Annotated in this window: 22 protein-coding genes; 4 read left to right on the plus strand and 18 right to left on the minus strand. The window is 62.5% G+C overall.

Annotated features, from left to right (window positions below; all coding sequences use genetic code 11):
* The 8 genes from cheD to PSH86_RS12510 are packed head-to-tail and all read right to left on the minus strand — an operon-like array spanning position 1 to position 7,632.
* Positions 1 to 498, minus strand: coding sequence for a chemoreceptor glutamine deamidase CheD (gene cheD / locus PSH86_RS12475; RefSeq protein WP_109755217.1), 498 nt, complete (start codon positions 496 to 498; stop codon positions 1 to 3).
* On the minus strand, positions 495 to 1,331 hold the full coding sequence (locus PSH86_RS12480; protein WP_162893817.1) for a protein-glutamate O-methyltransferase CheR: 837 nt from the start codon (positions 1,329 to 1,331) through the stop codon (positions 495 to 497). The genes cheD and PSH86_RS12480 overlap by 4 nt, the downstream gene beginning before the upstream one ends.
* Positions 1,328 to 1,864 carry a chemotaxis protein CheW gene (locus PSH86_RS12485; RefSeq protein ID WP_305490072.1) on the minus strand — a complete coding sequence of 179 codons (537 nt, stop codon included), beginning with the start codon at positions 1,862 to 1,864 and terminating at the stop codon, positions 1,328 to 1,330. The genes PSH86_RS12480 and PSH86_RS12485 overlap by 4 nt, the downstream gene beginning before the upstream one ends.
* Before the next feature lie 39 nt (positions 1,865 to 1,903).
* Positions 1,904 to 3,562 (minus strand): methyl-accepting chemotaxis protein, encoded by a 1,659-nt coding sequence (locus tag PSH86_RS12490; protein ID WP_109755215.1) that lies wholly within the window; start codon positions 3,560 to 3,562, stop codon positions 1,904 to 1,906.
* 33 nt (positions 3,563 to 3,595) lie between these two features.
* On the minus strand, positions 3,596 to 5,698 hold the full coding sequence (locus PSH86_RS12495) for a chemotaxis protein CheA (RefSeq protein ID WP_109755301.1): 2,103 nt from the start codon (positions 5,696 to 5,698) through the stop codon (positions 3,596 to 3,598).
* Between the two features lie 36 nt (positions 5,699 to 5,734).
* A complete protein-coding gene (locus PSH86_RS12500; RefSeq protein WP_109755214.1) occupies positions 5,735 to 6,019 on the minus strand; it encodes a lipid asymmetry maintenance protein MlaB in 285 nt (94 codons plus the stop codon).
* Between the two features lie 15 nt (positions 6,020 to 6,034).
* Positions 6,035 to 6,403: a response regulator gene (locus PSH86_RS12505; protein ID WP_003203044.1), complete on the minus strand. Its 369-nt coding sequence runs from the start codon at positions 6,401 to 6,403 to the stop codon at positions 6,035 to 6,037.
* An 11-nt stretch (positions 6,404 to 6,414) separates the two neighbouring features.
* Entirely contained in the window at positions 6,415 to 7,632 is a 1,218-nt protein-coding gene (locus tag PSH86_RS12510; protein ID WP_176688116.1) for a methyl-accepting chemotaxis protein, read from the minus strand.
* A 296-nt stretch (positions 7,633 to 7,928) separates the two neighbouring features.
* On the opposite strand from PSH86_RS12510, the gene PSH86_RS12515 reads away from it, so the two are divergent.
* Both PSH86_RS12515 and PSH86_RS12520 read left to right on the plus strand, forming a co-directional pair.
* Entirely contained in the window at positions 7,929 to 9,275 is a 1,347-nt protein-coding gene (locus PSH86_RS12515; protein WP_109755212.1) for an MATE family efflux transporter, read from the plus strand.
* Between the two features lie 211 nt (positions 9,276 to 9,486).
* Entirely contained in the window at positions 9,487 to 10,134 is a 648-nt protein-coding gene (locus tag PSH86_RS12520) for an HAD-IA family hydrolase (RefSeq protein ID WP_176688115.1), read from the plus strand.
* Positions 10,135 to 10,260: 126 nt separating this feature from the next.
* On the opposite strand, the gene ppnN is transcribed toward PSH86_RS12520, so the two are convergent.
* Positions 10,261 to 11,634: a nucleotide 5'-monophosphate nucleosidase PpnN gene (gene ppnN, locus PSH86_RS12525; RefSeq protein WP_025213122.1), complete on the minus strand. Its 1,374-nt coding sequence runs from the start codon at positions 11,632 to 11,634 to the stop codon at positions 10,261 to 10,263.
* Between the two features lie 217 nt (positions 11,635 to 11,851).
* Here ppnN and PSH86_RS12530 point away from each other — a divergent pair, with 217 nt between their 5' ends.
* Positions 11,852 to 12,385 (plus strand): DUF3087 family protein, encoded by a 534-nt coding sequence (locus PSH86_RS12530; RefSeq protein WP_163854159.1) that lies wholly within the window; start codon positions 11,852 to 11,854, stop codon positions 12,383 to 12,385.
* Between the two features lie 4 nt (positions 12,386 to 12,389).
* Here the strand turns inward: PSH86_RS12530 and PSH86_RS12535 are convergent, their stop codons facing one another.
* From PSH86_RS12535 to PSH86_RS12570, 8 genes are all read right to left on the minus strand, one after another.
* Positions 12,390 to 12,860, minus strand: coding sequence for an arsenate reductase ArsC (locus tag PSH86_RS12535; RefSeq protein ID WP_163854157.1), 471 nt, complete (start codon positions 12,858 to 12,860; stop codon positions 12,390 to 12,392).
* Positions 12,861 to 13,001: 141 nt separating this feature from the next.
* A complete protein-coding gene (locus tag PSH86_RS12540) occupies positions 13,002 to 13,181 on the minus strand; it encodes a general stress protein (protein ID WP_109755208.1) in 180 nt (59 codons plus the stop codon).
* A 126-nt stretch (positions 13,182 to 13,307) separates the two neighbouring features.
* Complete coding sequence (locus PSH86_RS12545; RefSeq protein WP_057450977.1) at positions 13,308 to 13,871, minus strand: ATP-dependent Clp protease proteolytic subunit; 564 nt, start codon at positions 13,869 to 13,871, stop codon at positions 13,308 to 13,310.
* A 116-nt stretch (positions 13,872 to 13,987) separates the two neighbouring features.
* Complete coding sequence (locus tag PSH86_RS12550; RefSeq protein ID WP_305490082.1) at positions 13,988 to 15,043, minus strand: DNA topoisomerase IB; 1,056 nt, start codon at positions 15,041 to 15,043, stop codon at positions 13,988 to 13,990.
* A 209-nt stretch (positions 15,044 to 15,252) separates the two neighbouring features.
* Complete coding sequence (gene modC, locus PSH86_RS12555) at positions 15,253 to 16,332, minus strand: molybdenum ABC transporter ATP-binding protein (RefSeq protein WP_305490084.1); 1,080 nt, start codon at positions 16,330 to 16,332, stop codon at positions 15,253 to 15,255.
* Between the two features lie 3 nt (positions 16,333 to 16,335).
* Positions 16,336 to 17,016 carry a molybdate ABC transporter permease subunit gene (gene modB, locus PSH86_RS12560; protein ID WP_163854155.1) on the minus strand — a complete coding sequence of 227 codons (681 nt, stop codon included), beginning with the start codon at positions 17,014 to 17,016 and terminating at the stop codon, positions 16,336 to 16,338.
* Entirely contained in the window at positions 17,017 to 17,769 is a 753-nt protein-coding gene (modA, locus tag PSH86_RS12565) for a molybdate ABC transporter substrate-binding protein (protein ID WP_109755204.1), read from the minus strand.
* 350 nt (positions 17,770 to 18,119) lie between these two features.
* On the minus strand, positions 18,120 to 19,193 hold the full coding sequence (locus PSH86_RS12570) for a nitronate monooxygenase family protein (protein WP_232200066.1): 1,074 nt from the start codon (positions 19,191 to 19,193) through the stop codon (positions 18,120 to 18,122).
* Between the two features lie 147 nt (positions 19,194 to 19,340).
* Here PSH86_RS12570 and PSH86_RS12575 point away from each other — a divergent pair, with 147 nt between their 5' ends.
* Complete coding sequence (locus tag PSH86_RS12575) at positions 19,341 to 19,829, plus strand: GyrI-like domain-containing protein (RefSeq protein ID WP_109755202.1); 489 nt, start codon at positions 19,341 to 19,343, stop codon at positions 19,827 to 19,829.
* Here the strand turns inward: PSH86_RS12575 and ada are convergent.
* The gene (gene ada / locus PSH86_RS12580; RefSeq protein WP_305490088.1) at positions 19,793 to 20,866 is read right to left on the minus strand and encodes a bifunctional DNA-binding transcriptional regulator/O6-methylguanine-DNA methyltransferase Ada; all 1,074 of its coding nucleotides are present in this window, start codon (positions 20,864 to 20,866) and stop codon (positions 19,793 to 19,795) included. The genes PSH86_RS12575 and ada overlap by 37 nt on opposite strands.
* Positions 20,867 to 20,937: the final 71 nt, after the last annotated feature.

The following is a 20,937-nucleotide window of genomic DNA, read 5'->3' on the forward strand; positions in this document are numbered from 1 at the left end:
TTAATGCCGGGTCCTTATCGGTTGGTGCCTGACCCACACATCGCCGCTGCAAAGGTCGAAGATGATGCTGCGGTGGCCGGTGCTGCCCATGTCCTGGGCGATCAGGTCCAGGCGATAGAGGGCGGCGATTTCCAGCGCGGCATTGACGTTCATCCGCGCCACATCGCCGTAGGGCACGTGGCGTTGCAGTTCAGGGAACATTTCGCCGCCGCCGAACAGCTTGAGCTGATAGTCCTCGGGTTCAGTGTGATGGGCCTTTGCCTGGCGCAGGAACAGTTCGATGGCTTCGTCGGCGTACATGCCATTGAGCGCCTTGGAGCAGCGCATCCGACTGGGCAACATGAAGTGGCACATGCCGCCGATCCTGCGTTCGGGATGCCACAGCGTGATCGCCACGCAAGAACCGAGGATGGTACGCAGCCGGGTCGGGCAGGTGGCGAAGCGAAACTCCCCCGGCGCCAGGTACATCTCGGCCACTTCCCTCATCGCGACGCTCATGGTTTGCGATAAATCGAAGGCGATACGAGTTTCAACGCATCGGACACGCCGTTGAGGCTCTCCGAATGGCTCACGATAAAATAGCCGCCGGGCTTGAGCCGGGGGATCAAGCGGGCGACCACTCGGCTTTTGGTGGGTTGGTCGAAATAGATCATGACATTACGCAGGAAAATCACGTCGAACTCCCCCAGCTCCGGCAAGGTGTCGTTGAGGTTGACCTGGATAAAGTGGACCCGGTTACGCAACGCCCGGTCGATGAGGAACGTGCCTTGCTGGCTGCCAGTGCCCTTGAGACAGTACTTCACCAGCAGCGGATGGGGCAGGTTGCTGGCGCGTTCCATTGGGTAGTGCCCTGAGCGTGCCTTGGCCAGCACCTGGCTGCTGATGTCTGAACCGATGACCTCCCAAGGCGTGGTGCCCAATCCTTCGGCCAAGGTCATGGCCAGGCTGTAGGGCTCTTCGCCCGATGAGCTGGCCGCGCTCCACAAGCGAAAGGTCTTGCCCGGTGTCGCGTGGGGCAGCACGTGTTGGCGCAGGAAATCGAAATGCTTGGGTTCGCGGAAAAAATAGGTCTCATTGGTGGTGAGTAGGTCCAGCGCCACCTGCAATTCATCGGTGCGCTGGCCGTTCATGATCAGCTTGAAATACTCGCCGTAGCTGTCCAGCCCATAGTGCTTGAGGCGCTTGAACAAACGCCCGGCCACCAGGGCTTTCTTGGCTTCGGACAGGCTGATGCCGGCGGCCTGGTACAGCCAGGACTGGAACTGACCGAACTCGCGGTCACTGAGCGCCAGTGAATTCACCGTGCGTTCCTTGCAGGTATCGGCGTTCACTGGGCATCCACTTCCAGCGCGTTCGGGCTGGTTTCTGCGAGTTGGGACATTTCGTCGATGGACAGTACGCGATCCACCTCCAGCACGATGACGAACTTGCCATCGACCTTGGCCATGCCACTGATGAAATCGGCGCGGATCTTCGCCCCGAAGCTCGGTGGCGGCTCGATCTGCGAGGCCGGGATTTCCAGGATCGCCGAGACCGTGTCCACCAGCAAGCCAATGTCCTGGGCCTGGCCGTCCGCACTGGCCGCCTCGATGATCACCACGCAACTGCGCCGACTGATCGCCGAGTTCGGTCGGCCGAAACGGGCCGACAGGTCCACAACCGGCACCACTGCGCCCCGCAGGTTGATCACCCCGCGCACGAAGGCCGGCATCATCGGCACCACGGTGAGGTTGCCGTATTCGATGATTTCCTTGATGCACAGGATGCCGATGGCAAACATCTCCGTGCCGAGCATAAACGTCAGGTACTGCGCTTCTTCCTCGACCGCGATGGCGGTTTGACGTGTGGTCGCGATGGCGCCCATGCCTTTATCTCCTTTAAGCGAGCCTGTGGGAACGGACCGTCAGAACCGGGTGAATTCGGATTCGTCCGGAGCGCTGGCCATGCTGTAGGCAAAGGCCTTGGGGAGCGCAGGCACGGCAGCTCGAGCCGGCTTGCGGCTGGACGGCCCCGGCGTGTTGTCCACCTTCAAGGGCTGGCTGGCCGATTTCGGCGGCGTGTCCAGGGTGAAGAAGCTCATGGCCTGTTGCAGCTGTTCGGCCTGGCTGCTCATTTCCTCGGCGGTGGCGGCCAGTTCTTCGCTGCTGGAGGCGTTTTGCTGGGTCACCTGGTTGAGTTGGGTCATGGCGGTGTTGATCTGCGCCACGCCAGCGGCCTGTTCTTCGGAGGCGGCGCTGATTTCCTGCACCAGGTCCGACGTCTTGTTGATCGAAGGGACCATCTCGTTGAGCAGGTTCCCGGCCTTTTCCGCCATATCGACGCTGCTGGACGACAGCTCGCCGATTTCCTGGGCCGCGACCTGGCTGCGTTCGGCCAGTTTGCGCACTTCAGCGGCGACGACGGCGAAGCCTTTGCCGTGTTCGCCGGCGCGGGCCGCTTCGATGGCCGCGTTGAGCGCCAGCAAGTTGGTCTGGTAGGCGATGTCGTCGATGATGCTGATGCGCTGGGCGATTTTTTTCATCGCCACCACGGTCTGCTGCACCGATTCGCCGCCGTCGGTGGCTTCCTTGGCAGCCTTGCTGGCCATGCCGTCGGTGACTTTGGCGTTCTCGGTGTTCTGGTTGATGCTGGCGCTCATCTGCTCGATGGACGCACTGGTTTCCTCGACGCTGGCCGCCTGTTCGCTGGTGGCCTGGCTCATGGATTGCGCAGTGGCGCTGACTTGTTCCGAAGCACTGGCCAGGTTATCCGCGGCGTTGCGCACTTCACCGATGATGTGCGAGAGCTTGCCGACCATGTTCTGCATGGCGTTGAGCACCATGCCGGTTTCGTCCTTGGAGCCGCCTTCGATTTTCGCGTTCAGGTTGCCTTCGGCCAATTGCTCGGCGACGGTTGCGGCCTGTCTCAATGGGCGGGAGATGATGCGCGAAATGAACAGCGCCAGGCCCAGGCCCGCCAGCAAGGCGGCAACCAGTACCACGATGATCGACAGGCGCGCTTTTTCATACAGTGCGGTGCCTTTCTCGCTGGCGGCGCCCGCACCGGCGTCATTGAGTTCCACCAGTTTTTGCAAGTCGGAGGTCACCAGGTCGAACTGACGCTTCGACTCGCCCTTGAGCAGCGCGTGGGCCTGCTCGGTCAGGTTTTGCCGAGACAGCGCGAGCAGGTCTTTGCTGATGGTCAGGTAAGTGTTCCAGTCGTTGCGGGTGGTTTCGAACAACTGGCGGTCTTCGGCGTTGGACAACAGTTTTTCATACGTCGCCAAGCGAGTTTCGAATGCCTTTTTGGCTTCGTCGGCTTCCTGTTCAAGGGTCGCGCGCTCCGGCTCGGAGTCGGCGGTAATGTGGCGATTTTCCTTGAGGCGGTAGCTTGCGCCAAAGAAGCGCATGCCCGAGGCCGCGCGCATGGAGGGCATCCAGTTTTCGCGGATTTCAAGGGCGGTGTCGTTCACCTGGCCCAGTTGGATAATCGAGAACACTCCCATGACGGCTGTCAGCGCCAGCACCACAAGAAATGAAGTGATCAGTTTGGTGGCGATTCTCAGGTCGTAGAACCATTTCATTGGGAAGTACCTCTCCATGGAATTGCTAAAGCGTCAGCGAGCGTTGGCTTGTTGTAATTGAGTTGGGGTGTAGCGGTTTTCCACTTGGGCGATCTGGGTGAGCAGCGCCGGCACGTCGAGAATCAACGCCACGGCGCCGCTGCCCAGGATGGTCGAGCCGCTGATGCCGCGAAGGGCGCCGAACAGCTTGCCCAGCGGCTTGATCACGGTCTGGAATTCACCCAGCAAGTCATCCACCACCAGCCCGGCCTTGAGTTCGGCGTAGCGCACCACCACCACGTTCTGCCGGCGCGCGGCCGGGCCTTCATGGCTGAAGTGATCGCGCAGGTAAACCAGCGGCAACACCTCGCCGCGCAGGTCGAGGTAGCCTTGTTCGCGGCTGGCGAGTCCATCGTCTTCGCTCAGCTCGATGCATTCCTGGACCATGTCCAGCGGAATGACGTAGGTCGACTGACCGATGCCCACCAGAAAACCGTTGATGATCGCCAGGGTCAGCGGCAGGCGGATGCGCACCACGGTGCCCTTGCCAGGTTGGCTGTCCAGGTCGACGGTGCCGCGTAGCAGGGTGATGTTGCGCTTGACCACGTCCATGCCCACGCCGCGCCCCGAAAGGTTGGTCACGGCCTGGGCGGTGGAGAAGCCGGGCTCGAAGATCAGGTTGTAGATTTCCTGGTCGGTGGGGCTGGCCCCCGGCGTCACCAGGCCACGCTCCTGGGCTTTTTCAAGGATCCGGTCGCGGTTCAGGCCGGCACCGTCGTCGGCGATCTCCAGCACGATACTGCCCGAGTCGTGATAGGCGTTGAGGTGCAAATGCCCCTTGGCCGGTTTGCCCGCCGCCCGCCGCGCCTCGGCGGTTTCGATGCCGTGGTCCATGGCGTTGCGCAGCAGGTGCATGAGCGGGTCGCCGATTTTTTCCACCACGGTCTTGTCCAGCTCGGTCTCCGCACCGCTGATGATCAGGTCGATGTCCTTGCCCAGTTCCTGACTGACATCGCGCACCACCCGACGGAAACGGTTGAAGGTTTCGCCGATGGGGATCATGCGCAGGCGCAGGGCGCCGTCGAGAATTTCTTCCACCAGCCCGGACACGGATGAGGTGGCTTCCTGCAACGGGTCGTTGTGGCAGGTGCGGGCCAGCAGGCTGGCGCCGGCGCTGGCGATGACCAGTTCCCCCACCAGGTTGATCAGCTCGTCGAGCTTGTCGGCATTGACCCGTACATAGGTGCCGTCCTTGGCCTTGCTGTCACTGGTCACCGCCTGTTTGTCGGTGGCGATCTGGGCGGGCATGCGCGGCGTCTTGCGCTGGTCGGACAGCAACTCGCCGGTGGCGACCAACGCGGTGGTTTCCTCGGCCGGTTCCGGCGATGTGGTCACCATGCCAGTGTTGGCTTGGGGGGCGACGTCGTCATCCAGGGCAACGATCTCGATCACGCAGTCTTCCCGGACGAAGTCGAACACTTCGTTGATCGCCCCATGGCTGGCGGCGGAGCGAAACTCGATGTCGAAGCCCAGGTAGCAGGACTCGGCGTCCCAGGCGTCGGCGGCGGGCAGGGCGTCGGTCAAGGTGACGATGTCGACGATTTCACCCAGGGTTTGCAGATAACGCAGGAATGACAGCGGGTCCATGCCGTTGCGGAACACGTCGTGGCCGAAGCGCAGGGAAATGTGCCAGAGCCGTGTTTCGCCGGGTTCGCTGGTTGCGGTTTCATGGGCAGGCGTCGGGGCCGCAGCGGGCGAGGGCGCCTGGTACTCCTGCAGGATCTGGCACAGTTCCACTTCCCGCTGCAGGGCCGGTGGCGGCAGCGCTCCACCCTGGTTGGCGGCCACGTTGATCAGTTCCAGCATGTGATCGCTGGACTTGAGCAGCACCGCGATCAGGCCGGCGTCCACCTCGACGCTGCCGTTGCGCAGGCGATCGAGCACGTCTTCGACGATGTGGGTGAAGCTGACGATCGGTTCCAGGCCGAACAGCCCGGCCGAGCCCTTGATGGTGTGGGCCGCCCGAAAGATCGCGCCGATGGCGTCGTCGTCGCCGGGGTCGGTTTCCAGTTGCAGCAGCGACTCTTCCATCGCTTGCAACTGTTCCCGTGCCTCGACGATGAAGGTCTGCTGTGCCTGATCCAGATTGATGCTCACGCTCATATCCTTTGTCGTGTCCGACGTATTGCAGCCCTAGGCAACCAGGTTGCACAGGGCAAGTGTTTGCGTAACGGCCTTGCTTTGGCCGGTCAGTGTCAGCTGGGTCCCGGCCCGGGACGCCTCGCGCTGCACCATCAGCAGTAGTTGCAGGCCGGCCCCGTCCATCTCGGTGATCTGCGACAGATCGAGGGCCATTCGCGGTGTTGCGCCCAGGTGCGGTAACCATTGCGCGGCCAGGTCGGCGGCGGTGTAGATCGTCAGCTCGCCGTCGATGTGCACCTGGGCGGTGTCATCCTGTGTTTCGTAGTGCAACGGCATTGGAGCCTCCGGTCATCAGGGAAGAATCAGCTTGGATACCGCTGCCAGCATCTGCGCCGGCTGGAACGGCTTGACCACCCAGGCCTTGGCCCCGGCGGCCTGGCCTTCCTGTTTCTTCGATTCCTGGGATTCGGTGGTCAGCATGATGATTGGCGTGAACTTGTAGCTGGCCAGCTTCTTGACCTCCTTGACGAAGGTGATGCCGTCCATGTTGGGCATGTTCACGTCACTGATGATCAGGTGCACTTTCTGGCCATTGAGCTTGCCCAGCGCATCCTTGCCATCGCTCGCCTCGATCACGTCATAGCCGGCACTTTTCAACGCGATGCCGACCACCTGCCGAACGCTCGCGGAGTCGTCGACAACCAATACACTTTTAGCCATGAAAGGCTCTCCTAAAAGAAGGTTATTTCCTGTGAAACCTGTTGCGCACTCGAGTCGCCGTGGTGGTTGCGGCGTTGCTCGTCGGTGGCGTAAGTGGTCTCCATGCGCGCCAGCCATTGGCGGGCATCGATGGAGACGGCCTGGTCGGGCGACTGACTGGCCTGATGCAGGTGCACATGCAGGTCCTCGATGTTGTCGCGCACGTGGCTGAGGATCTGGCTGACCCGATCCTGGAATTGCAGGCTGACCAGCACTTCGGTGAGTTCATCGCGAATGCCGAAGCTTTCCCGCTGCAGCATGTCGGCCGAGTCGGCCAACCGGCCGGTGACACTCTTGAAGCGCTCCAGCACCTGCTGGATGCTTTGCTCGGAGGCACTGACCGAATGGCTGTCCTGGTCGGCTCCGCTGGACGCGGCATGGACCAGTTGGGTGATGGCGGTGTTGATGATGTCGACCTTGGCCGACATCTGCTGGCCGGTCTCGCTGGACTTGCTCGACAGGCTGCGCACGGCGTCGGCCACCACGGCAAAGCCACGCCCGGCTTCGCCGGCACGGGCGGCTTCGATGGCGGCGTTGAGCGCCAGCAGGTTGGTCTGTGCGGCAATCGCCGCGACATCGGCGGCCATGGTCCGCAGCTCGCCGGTATAGGCCGTCAGGTTACGCACCTGGGCCAGGGTTTCATCGCGGCTGGCCTGGGTGGCTTTCAGCGAGTCGATGACCTTGACCAGTTCACCTTCGCTCTGGGCCAGTACCTGCACGGCGCCGCCACTGCTGCTGCCGGCCAGTTCACCGGCGGCCAGTTGCGAAGCCTGCACGGTGTCTTCCAGGCGTGACGAAATGCCGGTGAAGCGGCTGGTCAGGGAGACGATTGCGGTTTCGGTCTGTTGCCGGGAGCTTTCGACCTGCTTGGCCCAGATCGGCATGGCCCCGAGAATGACTTCGTTGAGTTGTGCGTGGGTTTTATGGGCCAGCTGCTCGCTGCCTTGCAGGTCGTGGTGGGCCATGGCGGCGGCCAGGGCGCTGTCGAACTGCTGGCGTTGCGAACGCGCACCCCATACGCCAGCACCGACGCCCAAGGCCAGGATCGCCACGCTCAAACCGATGTTTTGCCCACTCGCACCATTGAGCGCCAGCACGCCAATGCTCGCGGCAATGGCCACTAGCACAGCACTCCAGAGGATGCGTGGTTTTGATTGGGAAAGGGGATGACCGTGAGAATACGACGTCATGGTTCGGTCCTTGAACAGTGTTGCCAACAGGTTATTTGCGAATAACTGGTTATCTGCATAGCCGACGCAGTCTTGAGGACCAGTCGTCCGGTTTCGATAAAAATAATGGCACAGTGCTATCTAAGAATAGACGAGATTGGGAAATTGTCGAGATGGCCTGACCTGTGGAAAGCCTGTGGCGAGGGGATGAATCCCCTCGCCACAGGAGCAGCGTGCGCCGAATCTTCTGAAACGATTTGTATGGATTGAGCTAAATTACCCCGCATCGGATTTTCGAACCTGCCATCAGAGTCCCCATGCCCACCCAGCCCCTCTGGAAAACCTATCTCCTGTTCCTGATCCCCATGGTTCTGTCCAACTTCCTGCAGTCCATGTCCGGCACATTCAACAGCATCTACATCGGCCAGATGCTTGGCACCCAGGCCTTGGCGTCGGTGTCGGGCATGTTTCCCATCGTGTTTTTCTTCATCGCTCTGGTGATCGGCCTGGGCGCGGGGGCGGGGGTACTGATCGGGCAGGCCTATGGCGCCGGCGAAACCGGCACGGTGAAGGCGATTGCTGGTTCGACCTTGTTGCTGGGGGCGATCATCGGCCTGGTGGCGGCGGTGCTGGGCAGCGTCTTTGCGCGCCAGGCGTTGCAAGGGCTCGGCACGCCGGCCGATGTGCTGGAGGACGCCGTTTCCTATGCCCGGGTGATGCTGTGGATCCTGCCGATGTTGCTGGTCTTTGTGCTGTTCACCCAACTGCTGCGCGGGGTGAGCGATACGGTGTCACCGATGTTGGCGTTGCTGGTGTCCACCAGTGTCGGGTTGATCCTGACGCCAGCGTTGATTCGCGGCTGGCTGGGGCTGCCGCAGATGGGCATCCAGAGCGCGGCGTTGGCGGGGCTGGCGGGGACGACGTCGGCGATGCTGATGCTGGCGTGGCGCCTGAACCGTCGTGCGCATGCCTTGGCACCGGACCGTGCGTTGTTCGCGGCGATGCGCCTGGACATGGACATCCTTGGCAAGGTGCTGCGCATCGGCCTGCCCACGGGGTTGCAGATGGTGGTGATTTCGTTGTCGGAGCTGGTGATCCTGGCGCTGGTCAACCGCCACGGTTCCCAGGCCACGGCGGCTTACGGCGCGGTGACGCAGATCGTCAACTATGTGCAGTTTCCGGCGCTGTCGATTGCCATCACCGCCTCGATCCTCGGCGCCCAGGCCATCGGTGCCGGACGCCTGGAGCGCCTGGGGCCGATCCTGCGCATGGGGCTTGTATTCAACCTCTGGCTCACCGGTGGACTGGTGCTGCTGGGCTATCTGCTGTCCCACTGGCTGCTGGGGCTGTTCATCACCGACCCGGCGGCCCGGGTCCAGGCCGAACACTTGCTGCATATCATGCTCTGGAGCTTGCTGGTGTTCGGCTTCCAGGCGATTGTCGGCGGCATCATGCGGGCCAGCGGCACGGTGCTGGTGCCGGTCGCCATCTCGATCTTCTGCATTGTCGGTGTGCAGGTGCCAGCGGCGTACCTGTTGGACGCTCACTTCGGGCTGCAAGGGGTGTGGATGGCGTTCCCGGTGGCTTACCTGGGCATGCTGTTGTTGCAGACGCTGTATTACAAGCTGGTGTGGCAGCATCAGCCGATCGAGCGCCTCGTTTAGATCGCCGTTTTGTAAAACAACACAAACGCCCTGTGTGCGAACCTGTGGGAGCAAAGCTTGCTCGCGATGACGTCGTCACATACAACGCCCCCCATGGGCTTTGAAACCGCTATCGCGAGCAAGCTTTGCTCCCACAGGTTCTGCTCCCACAGGTTCGGTGCCTGGCGATGTTACAGTGGCTGTTATCCACCCCTTCATCATTGAGGATCCGATGCCAGACCACCGTTCCTACCGCGCCTTCCTCTTCGACATGGACGGCACCCTGCTCAATTCCATCGCCGCCGCCGAGCGCATCTGGACACGCTGGGCCCTGCGCCACGGCGTGGACGTGGCGACGTTCCTGCCGACGATCCATGGCGTGCGCGCCATCGACACCATCGCCCGCCAGCATCTGCCGGGGGTGGATGCCCAGGCCGAGGCTGAGCAGATTACCCGGGAGGAAATCGAGGATGTCGAAGGCGTGGTGCAAGTGGCCGGTGCGGCTGCGTTTCTGAAAGGCCTGCCGCCTAGCCAATGGGCGATTGTCACCTCGGCGCCGATGGCACTGGCCTTGCGGCGCATGGACGCCGCCGGGATTCCACGCCCCTTGGTGATGGTCACTTCCGAAGATGTCAACGATGGCAAGCCCAACCCGGCCTGCTATCGACTGGCCGCAGAGCGCTTGCAAGTGGCGTCGCAGGAATGTCTGGTCTTTGAAGACGCAGATGCCGGCATCCGCGCTGGCGAGGCATCAGGGGCCGACGTGATGGTGGTGACGGCGACCCATACGCACCCGGTGGTCACCCACCATCCGCAGATCAAGGATTACCTTGGGCTTGCTGTTGAGATGAATGAAGCCGGCCTGATACGGATTCAGTAACCGCACAAGTCCTCTGTGGGAGCGAGCCTGCTCGCGATAGCGGTGGGTCAGCTTGCATCAATATTGGATGTGCCGACGCCTTCGCGAGCAGGCTCGCTCCCACAGGGGGAGCGAGGACTTTGCGGCTCAGGTCACCACGCGATAGCACGGCACATACGCCGCGCCGCCCGGCAGTTTCATGCGGTGCTGGGCGACGAAGGCCTGGAGCAGGCGGTCGAGGGGTTCCATGATGGCGGCGTCGCCGTGGATTTCGTACGGGCCGTGCTCTTCGATCAGGCGGATGCCCTTGTCCTTGACGTTACCCGCCACGATGCCCGAGAACGCCCGGCGCAGGTTGGCCGCCAGTTCGTGGGCGGGCAGGTCGCGGCTCAGGCCCAGGCTGGCCATGTTGGCGTGGGTCGGGTCGAACGGGCGCTGGAAACCTTCGTCGATCTTCAGCAGCCAGTTGAAGTGGAAGGCGTCGTTGCGCTCGCGGCGGAACTGCTTGACCTCCTTGAGCCCCTGGGTCATCTGCCGTGCCACTTCGGCCGGGTCGTCGATGATGATCTGGTAGTGCTTCTGCGCCGCCTCGCCCAGGGTCGCACCGACAAACGCATGCAACTGGTCGAGGTACGGCGCGGCGCTTTTCGGCCCGGTGAGGACCACCGGGAAGGGCAGGTCCTGGTTGGCCGGGTGCATCAGGATGCCCAGCAGATAAAGGAATTCCTCCGCCGTACCGGCACCGCCCGGAAAGATGATGATGCCGTGGCCGACGCGCACGAAGGCTTCCAGGCGCTTCTCGATGTCCGGCAGGATCACCAACTCATTGACGATCGGGTTCGGCGCTTCGGCCGCGATGATGCCCGGCTCCGTCAGGCCCAGGTAGCGACCGCCATGGATGCGTTGCTTGGCGTGGGCGATGGTGGCGCCTTTCATCGGGCCTTTCATCACGCCGGGGCCGCAGCCGGTGCAGATGTCCAGGCTGCGCAAGCCCAGTTCGTGGCCGACTTTCTTGGTGTATTTGTATTCTTCGGTGTTGATCGAGTGACCGCCCCAGCACACGACGATTTTCGGCTCCACGCCAGGGCGCAAGGTGCGGGCGTTGCGCAACAGGTGGAACACGTAGTCGCTGATGCCCTGGGACGAGCTCAGGTCGATGCGCTGGCTGTCCAGTTCGTTCTCGGTGTAGACGATGTCGCGCAGGGCGCTGAAGAGCATCTCGCGGGTGCTGGCGATCATCTCGCCGTCGACGAACGCATCGGCCGGCGCGTTCAGCAGCTCCAGGCGCACACCGCGGTCCTGCTGGTGAATACGGATCTCGAAGTCCTTGTAGGCTTCCAGGATGGTCTTGGCGTTATCAACATGGGCGCCAGTGTTGAGGATGGCCAGGGCGCACTGGCGGAAGAGGGTATAGATACTGCCGGAACCGGCTTCGCTCAGTTGCTGGACTTCGCGCTGGGACAAGGTCTCCAGGCTGCCCTTGGGGCTTACCGAGGCGTTGATTACATGTCTTTGAGTCATTCAGCTTTCCTTGAAAACGATGCCATGCACACAACGACGGCATCTTGAAAAAAACGTCCACGCAGAAAGATCGCACGATCCTTGCGCTATCGCCATGGACTTTGATCCGGACCCGGCGAGTCGGTTGCGCTACAAAATGAGCCCCAGCATAGCTAAATCGACCGGGCAGGCGATAATGCGTGACTCTTTTGATGCCGTACAAGGAAATTGCACCGCGATGTTCGAGATCAAACCGTGGGATGGCGACACCTACCGCAAGCAGACCCGCCGCAGCACCCTGATCATCGCGGTGGTGTTCCTGGCCCTGGCGATGCTGCTGTCCAGCCTGGCGGTGATGCTGTTCGGTACGCCGGGGGGCGATAACTTTCGTTTCAATCTCGGCGGGGTGATTGTCGCGGTGCTGGCGATGGCGGCGCTGATGCGCCTGTATTTCTGGTCGCAGCCGTGGATGGCCGCGGCGGTGTACGGTTGGCAGCTCAAGCGCAGCCTGATGAAAATCACCAACGTGATGCATCAGGTGACCGCCGGCGTGCAGGCCCAAGACCCCACCGCCATGAAATTGCTGCGTTTCTACCACCTGGGGTTGGCCCAGATGCATCAGTTGGATGCCAACTCCAGCGCCCAGGGCTCGCTGGCCCGGGAGGCCGACGCGCACTTGGCGAAGATGCAGGCGCTGGGCCTGGATCCTGAACAGTCGCGCCTGGACCCGAGCTGGATCGAGACGCTGAAGCAGGCTTATCGCGCAGGTTGATCGCTCAGAGGGTGCCGATGCGGTCGAGCTCGGCTTTCAAGGCCTGGGCGTCGAGCTGGTCGAAGGGCAGGGCGAAAAAGGCTCTGCAGCGGGTTTCGATACGGTCCAGCGTGCTGTGGAAAGCCTGGCCGATCTGATCGTCGCTGCCTTGGATTTCCGACGGATCCGCCAGGCCCCAATGGGTCTTGATCGCCGGGCCAAAGTACACCGGGCAAGCTTCATTCGCGGCGTTGTCGCACACCGTGATGACGATGTCCGGCGGGTTGCTTTCGAAGGCGTCGTTGCCCTTGCTGCGCAAGCCTTTGATGCTGATGCCGGCCTCCTGCAAGGTACTCAGGCTGCGCGGCAGCACCTGGCCCTTGGGGAAGCTGCCGGCGCTGACGGCTTCGAACTCGACGGGAGCCAGGTGGTTGAACATCGCTTCGCTGAGAATGCTGCGACAGCTGTTGGCTGTGCACATGAAGAGGACTTTCATCGATCGGCTCCGATAAGCGCAAGGTAGGGCTGCGCCGGAGTATATGCGGACAATCGAATATATGGAATTTCGTATTTGTGATGAGGATATGAGCAGATAGCGCCAGGGCGCAGGATGCCTGCGCCCCAGCGGTTGGGAGAGTTACGATTTTCTGCCGCCGCCTTGGCCGCGTTCACTGCCTTTGTTACCGGCGCCGGTGCCTTTTTGCCGGTCGTTGGCAACGTTGCCGCCCGACGCTTGTCCGCCTTTCTTGCCGGCTTCAGATGCCTTTTCACGATCGTTTGCGAAGTTGCCTGGGTTTTTGTTTCCGCTACTGGCCATCTCGAGAATCCTCATTTTGGTTGAGCGAGCAACGTGCCTCGCATTATTTGGGAAAGAAAATGGCCGGGGGAAGTTTAAAAAAACTCTCTGGCTGGCGACGAATGGTCAGCCCGTGGATGTGTAGTTCTAATCCTCGCCGCCGCTGACTTTCCAATGCTTGGCATCTGTCGGAAAAACCACTTGCTCGACTCGATGGGCAATGCCGAATGCCAGGGAGTTTTCCGCCGGAATGACCCGTTCCTCGGCGCACAGGCATTTGAAGATATCCAGCTGTGTCGCGGCGCCGGCGGTCTCCTTGACGTAGATTTCCACATAGCGCGCCACGTCGTTGTCCAGGCTGGACAGGTATTCGCGCAAGCGTGAATGGTCCACCGATTTCTGGCCGAAGTACCAGTTCATGGGGTGGATCAGAAAACGCGAGTGCGGGGTGGTGGTGCGGTCGCTGGCGGCCAGGTACATGACGATGCCCATCGACTCTATGTTGCCGGCGTTCACCGCACGTACTGGCACCGGAAGGGACTTGATGAAGGTGTAGAGGGTGAAACCGAAGTTGGTACTGCCACCGACCGTGGAGAGATTGAGCATCAGCGAATCGGCGCCTTTTTCGATGGCTTCCAGGCAATTGTCCCGGAAGCGTTCCGTGGTGCCCTGATCGATCTGGCAATGGAAATGGACAATGTGTTCGGACATCTGAAACTCCTGTCGACTTCATCCGTTGACGTGCCTGCGCAACGGTGGCGCTGTACAGTTGGGAGTCCAGCGGTCTGCGGATGTTCCTCATCCAGGGCTAGCAGCCCATGGACGCATCAAGCCGGTTGCTGTTGTTCGCACGCCTGGGCGGCGTCTCTCATGCGCTGCAGGAACAGCGTCAACCCGGCTTCTTCCTCACTGAGGCCTTTGCGTGCCCGGGGTTTGGGCAGTTCCCCCAGGGCGCCGAGCAGGAAACCCTCGACCACTGCAGGATGAATGTAGCACTTGCGACAGACGGTCGGCGTGTTGCCCAGTTGCCGGGCGACGTACCTGACCATCTCGGCCACGTGTTTCTTGGCCTCGGTCTCGGTTTCCCAACGCAGCGTCCGCAGCCCGGCCAGGGCCGCCGCACTGCCGGCCCAGGTGCGGTAGTCCTTGGCGGTGAAGTCCGCACCGGTGAGGGTCTTGAGGTAGGCGTTGATGTCCGAAGAAGTGATGGCGTGGCGCTCGCCGTGTTCGTCCAGATACTGGAACAGGTTCTGCCCGGGGATCTCCTGGCAGCGCTTGATGATCCGTGCCAGGCGCCGGTCTTTCACGGTGATCTGGTGTTCGACGCCGCTCTTGCCGCGGAACTGGAAGGCGATGGCGCTGCCGTTGACCTCGACATGTTTGCTGCGCAGGGTCGTCAGGCCGTAGGAGCGATTGTCTCGGGCGTACTGGGTGTTGCCGACGCGGATCAGGGTTACGTCCAGCAAGGTGATGACCGTGGCCATGACCTTGTCGCGGCTGAAGCCGGGCTGGGCCAGGATCTCTTCCAGGCGTTTGCGCAAGCGCGGCAGGGTGCGGCCGAATTCGAGCATGCGCGAGTATTTGTCCGCATCGCGCACTTCACGCCAGCGCGCGTGGTAACGGTATTGCTTGCGGCCCCGGGCATCGCGACCGGTGGCCTGGAGATGGCCGCGTGGGTCGGTGCAGATCCACACATCGGTGTAGGCAGGCGGTACGGCCAAGGCGTTGATGCGTTGGATTTCGGCGGCGTCGGTAATCCGCTGGCCCTGCGGGTCGAAGTAGCAGAACTTGCCGCGCAATTTGCGCCGGGTGATGCCCGGGGCGGTGTCGTCGACGTAATGCAGGTCGGCCGGCAGTGCGTCCGGGGGCAGGGTGTCGGGCATGAAAAAAGTCCTTGGCAGCGAATCCGGTGGCCTGTGAATTCATTGACCACGGGCGGTTGCGGTCGTGCCAAGTTTCTGAAGGGGACAGGAACCCCTGTGGGAGCGAGCCTGCTCGCGATGGCGTCAGACCAGCCCACATCAATGTTGACTGAACCACCGCTATCGCGAGCAGGCTCGCTCCCACAGTGACATCATCTGGCTACAGGGTCCTACGCCAACACCGCCACCGCCTTGATCTGCGCCCACAACCTCTGCCCCGGATGCAGCTTCAACTGGTCGCGCGAATACCGGGTGATACGCGCCAACAGTGGCGTGCCGGCGGCTTCCAGACGGATCAGCACATGGGCGGCGTTGTCGGCGGCCTGTTCGCTGACCACGGTCACTGGCAGGCGATTGAGGATGCTGGTCTGGGCGTCGTCTGCCAGGCTGAGGCTGACGTCCCGGGCCTGGACCTTGAAGCGCAGCGGTTGGCCGAGGGCCAGTGACGTGTGGGCCACACGTACGTTCAGTTGGCTGCCGGGCAGGTTCAGGGTCAGCAATTGATAAGTCGGGTCATAACCGCTGACCTTGCCCTCGATCACCACCCCAGCGTCATCCCCCAGGGCCAATGGCAGGTCGAGCCGGGCCAGGGTCTCACCGATGGGGCCGCTGGCCTGAGCGCGGCCAGCATCGAGCAGCACGATGTGATCGGCCAGGCGCGCCACTTCGTCCTGGGAATGGCTGACGTACAGCACCGGGATATCCAGCTCATCGTGGAGCCGTTGCAGATACGGCAGGATTTCGTTTTTGCGCCGGGTATCGAGGGCCGCCAGCGGCTCATCCATCAACAACAGCCGCGGGCTGGTGAGCAAGGCGCGGGCGATGCCCACCCGCTGGCGTTCGCCGCCGGACAGGTTGTGCGGCGGCCGATCGAGCAAGGGGCCGATGCCCAGCAAGTCGGTCGCCTGGTCCATATCCACCCGTCGTTGAGCCGGCGCAATGCGCTTGAGGCCGAACGCCAGGTTGGCCCGCACCGACAAATGGGCGAACAGGCTCGCCTCCTGGAACACATACCCCACTGGCCGTTTATGGGGCGGCACGAATACACCGTGTTCACTGTCCTGCCACACGTCGCCATTGACCTCGATAAAACCACGGGGCGGCCGCTCCAGTCCGGCGATGCAGCGCAGGCAGGTGGTTTTGCCGGAACCGGAAGGCCCATACAGTGCGGTCACGCCACGGCCTGGCAGTTGCACATCCAGGTCCATTGAAAAAGCCCCATGGTCGAGCTGCAAACGCGCGTGAATCATCGATCAGCTCCAACCGGCACGGGTTCTGCGGCTGGAGTACAGCGCCAGCAGCACAACGAATGAAAACACCAGCATCGCCGCCGCCAGCCAGTGGGCCTGGGCATATTCCAGGGCTTCGACATGGTCGTAGATCTGTACTGACACCACCCGGGTTTTCTCCGGGATGTTGCCGCCGATCATCAGTACCACGCCGAATTCGCCGACGGTATGGGCGAAACCGAGAATCGCCGCGGTGATAAAACCGGGGCGAGCCAGGGGCAGGATGACGCTGAAGAAAGTATCCCAGGGACTGGCCCGCAGGGTGGCGGCGACTTCCAGGGGGCGGTTACCGATGGCGGAAAAGGCGTTCTGCAATGGCTGCACCACAAACGGCATGGAATAGATCACCGAGCCGATCACCAACCCGGTGAAGCTGAAGGTGAGGGTGCCCAACCCGAGGGTCTGGGTGAGCTGGCCGATCCAGCCGTTAGGCCCCAACGCCAGCAACAGGTAAAAGCCGATCACCGTGGGCGGCAATACCAACGGCAACGCCACCACCGCACCCACCGGCCCGCGCAGCCAGGAGCGGGTGCGCGACAGCCATAAGGCGATGGGCGTGCCGATGAGCAGCAGGATCACCGTAGTCAACGACGCCAGTTTCAGGGTCAGCCAGATCGCTGCGAAGTCGGCACTGGTCAGTGGCATTTAGCGTTGATAACCGTAGGCTTGGATGATGGCGGCGGCTTTCGGTCCCTTGAGGTAATCCACCAGCGCCACGGCGGCCGGATTGTTACGGCCTTTGCCAAGGATCACCGCGTCCTGTTTGATCGGGTCATGCAGTTCGGCCGGGACGATCCAGGCCGACCCCCCCGTTACCTTGCCGTCCTTGTACACCTGGGACAGTGCAACGAAGCCTAGCTCGGCGTTGCCGGTGGAAACGAACTGATAGGCCTGGGTAATGTTCTGGCCTTCGACAATCTTGCTCTTGACCTGCGCGGCCAACCCCAGCTTGTCCAGTACCTGGGTCGCGGCCAAGCCATAGGGCGCGGCCTTCGGGTTGGCGATGGACAGGTGCTGGAAAGCGTTGCCCTTGAGGACCTGGCCCTGGCCGTCGACATAACCGTCCTTGGCCGACCACAGCGCCAGCGTGCCGACGGCATAGGTGAAGCGCGAGCCCTTGACGGTGTCGCCTTCGCTTTCGAGTCTGGCCGGGGTGCTGTCGTCGGCAGCGAGGAAGACCTCGAACGGCGCGCCGTTCTTGATCTGCGTGTAGAACTGTCCGGTCGCACCGTAGGCGGCCACCACTTTGTGCCCGGTGTCTTTTTCGAAATCGGCGGCGATGGCCTGGAGCGGGGCGGTGAAATTGGCGGCAACCGCCACTTGCACCTCATCGGCCTGGACGGTGCCAACGGTAAACAGTGTGGTCAGCAGCAACGGCGCGAAGCGGGGAAAGGGCATGGGGACGGCTCCATAGGGTCATATTCGCTATATACCAGAATATATAGCGAATGACTGGCAAACGGAACGCGGCAATTTGTCGGGGACATTGGTGTGAGAGGACTGCCGCCATCGCGAGCAGGCTCGCTCCCACATTGGATTTCGAGTGTTCGCAAGGTCTGTGCCCAACACCAACCCTGTGGGAGCCGAGCTTGCTCGCGATAGCGGCAGCACATTCAGCACTGATGCAAGCTGATCCACCGCCATCGCGAGCAAGCTCGCTCCCACAGGTCTACCAAGTGCTGTGTTCGCCACAGATCCTCTGTGGGAGCGAGCCTGCTCGCGATGGCGGCCTGACAGGCGATGATGAGTCAGGAACTGCCACGGCTGTTCAATCGGGCCAATGTCTCCTCGGCCAGCCGCCGGGTCAGCTCGGCGCTCGACAACTCGCGACCCAGGGGAAACGCCTGGCCGGCCCAGAGGTTGCTGAAGTCCGCTTCATCCTTGGCGCGCAACGGCATCAAGGCCCCGCCGGCCAGGGGAAAGGCCGGGGCCAGCGGGCTCATCGGGCCCACTTCGCGCATCACCCGGTTGACGATGCCCCGGGCCGGGCGGCCGGTGAACAGGTTGGTGACGGCGGTCTGGCTTTCCTTGGCTGTGCGCAGCGCCCGGTGATGGGACGCGCTGATCTTGGCCTCGGGCGTGAACAGATAGGCGCTGCCCAGTTGCACCGCCGAGGCGCCAAGGGCAAACGCCGCGACGATCCCCCGCGCATCGCCAATGCCGCCGGTAGCGATCACCGGCACCTTCACCGCGTCCACCACCTGCGGCAACAAGGCGAACAGCCCGACCTGGGTGTTGAGGTCGTCACTTAGAAACATCCCGCGATGCCCGCCTGCTTCATAGCCCATGGCGATGATCGCGTCACAACCGTGCTGTTCCAGCCAGATGGCTTCCTCGACGGTGGTGGCCGACGAAAGGATTTTCGCGCCAGTGGCCTTCACCCGATCCAGCAAGGATTTTTCCGGTAGGCCGAAGTGGAAACTGACCACTTTCGGACGCATCTCCTCCAGCACGCGACAGGCCGCATCATCGAACGGCGTGCGGTTGGACACCGGCGTCGGCGTGTCGAAGTCCGCGCCCAGCTCCTGGTAGTACGGCTTGAGCCGCTGCTTCCAGGCCTCGGCCCGCTGTTCATCGAACGCCGGCGGCTGGTGACAGAAAAAATTCACATTGAATGGCTTGTCGGTCTGTTCACCGATGGTCGTCAGTGCCTGGCGCAGTTGCTCGACATCCAGCATCGCCGCCGGCATCGAACCCAGCCCGCCGGCATTGCAGGTCGCCACCACCATGGCCGGCCCGGTCACCCCGGCCAGCGGCCCCTGGATAATCGGCAGCTCGATTCCGAGCAGGTCAAGAATGCGCGTATCTGGCCACTGGCTCATGTGCGGGTCTCCGACGGCAGAAAGGAAACAGCGTTTTTAGCAGGTGTACCCCGGCCAAGGCCAGTCGAGTTTTCAATGGCGCACCGTAACTTGATCCCCACGACGGGAGGGTTACCATGCGGCTTCATTCATCAAGGAGCCTGACTCATGGAAGTGAAACTCAAGACCGTCGAACCTTTCACCGTGGCCGGCCTGCAGGTGCGTACCCGCAACACCGACGAGCAGCAACCCGACACGGCCAGGATCGGTCCGATGTGGCAGCAGTTCTTCACCGAAGAGCTGTTCGACACGATTCCGGCCAGGCAGTCGGAGTCGTTCGTCTACGGGGTGTATTCCAATTACGAGTCCGACGCCACCGGCTATTTCGACGTGACGGCCGGGGTGCAGGTGGATGCGACCAGCGCAGGCTACCCCGCCGTGGACATCGAAGGCGGGGACTACCTGATGTTTGCGGCCAAAGGGCCGATGCCCGATTGCGTAATCCAGACCTGGGGCCTGATCTGGGCGTACTTCGCCGATAACCCGCAGACACTGCGTCGCTTCACCACCGATTTCGAGGTCTACAGCGGCGACGAATCCGTGGCGATCTACATTGGCGTTCAGTCCGCGGACGAGCGTTCCAGCGCCAGCAACTGACGCTTGCGTTCCACGCCCCAGCGATAGCCCGACAGGTTGCCGTCGCTGCGCACCACCCGGTGACAAGGGATCGCCACCGCCAGGCTGTTGGCACCGCAGGCCTGGGCCACGGCGCGCACGGCCTTGGGCATGCCGATGCGCTGGGCGATCTCGGCGTAGCTGGCGGTGCTGCCCGGTGGAATGTCCCGCAGGGCTTGCCAGACCCGCTCCTGGAACGCGGTGCCGCGCAGGTCCAGGGGCAGGTCCAGGCCCAGCGCCGGGGCTTCGATAAAGCCCACTACTTGGGCGATCAACTGCTCGAATTCGCGGTCGGCACCGATGAGATTGGCCCGACGGAATTTGTCTTGCAGGTCCCGGACCAGCGTGTCCGGGTCGTCTCCCAGCAGGATCGCGCACACGCCACGTTCGCTTTGCGCCACCAGGATCGCCCCGAGGGAGCATTGGCCGACGGCGAAACGGATGTCGGTGTTCTGGCCCTTGGCGCGGTAGTCGGTGGGTTTCATGCCGAGGACTTTGTCGGCGGCTTCATAGAAGCGGCTGTTGGAATTGAAACCGGCGTCGTACAGCGCATCAGTGATCGTCCCACCATCGGCCAGGCGCTCGCGCACCCTGCGTGAGCGATGGGCGGCGGCGTAACCCTTGGGGGTCAGGCCGGTGATGGCCTTGAAGATCCGATGAAAATGGAAGGGGCTCAAGCCGGCGCTGGCTGCCAGTTCATTCAGCCCCGGCAGCTCCTCGGCCGCCTCGATCTGCCGGCAGGCCGCCGCGACCCGGGCCGCTTGTTGGGCGGCGACCTGGGTCTGGTCCCTGGCCGCGCGCTTGCTGGGGCGATAACCGGCTGCCTGGGCTTGTTCCGGGGTGTCGAAGAACTCGATGTTACGCGGGTTGGGCAGCCGCGACAGGCTGCTGGGGTGGCAGTAGATGCCGGTGGTTTTCACGCCATAGACGAATTGCCCATCGGCGCGCGGATCCCGGGCGAGCACGGCGGCCCAGCGCGGATCCAGTTCAGGGGCGAGATTGTTCGAAGTGCTGTTCATGGTCGTTATGTCCATTGGCCCGTTTTGTCTACAGTAGCGAGCCTGTGGGGTGGCAACACTCCGGGTCTTGC

It is taken from the genome of Pseudomonas sp. FP2300 (assembly GCF_030687595.1).
GTDB classification, from domain to species: Bacteria; Pseudomonadota; Gammaproteobacteria; order Pseudomonadales; family Pseudomonadaceae; genus Aquipseudomonas; species Aquipseudomonas bijieensis.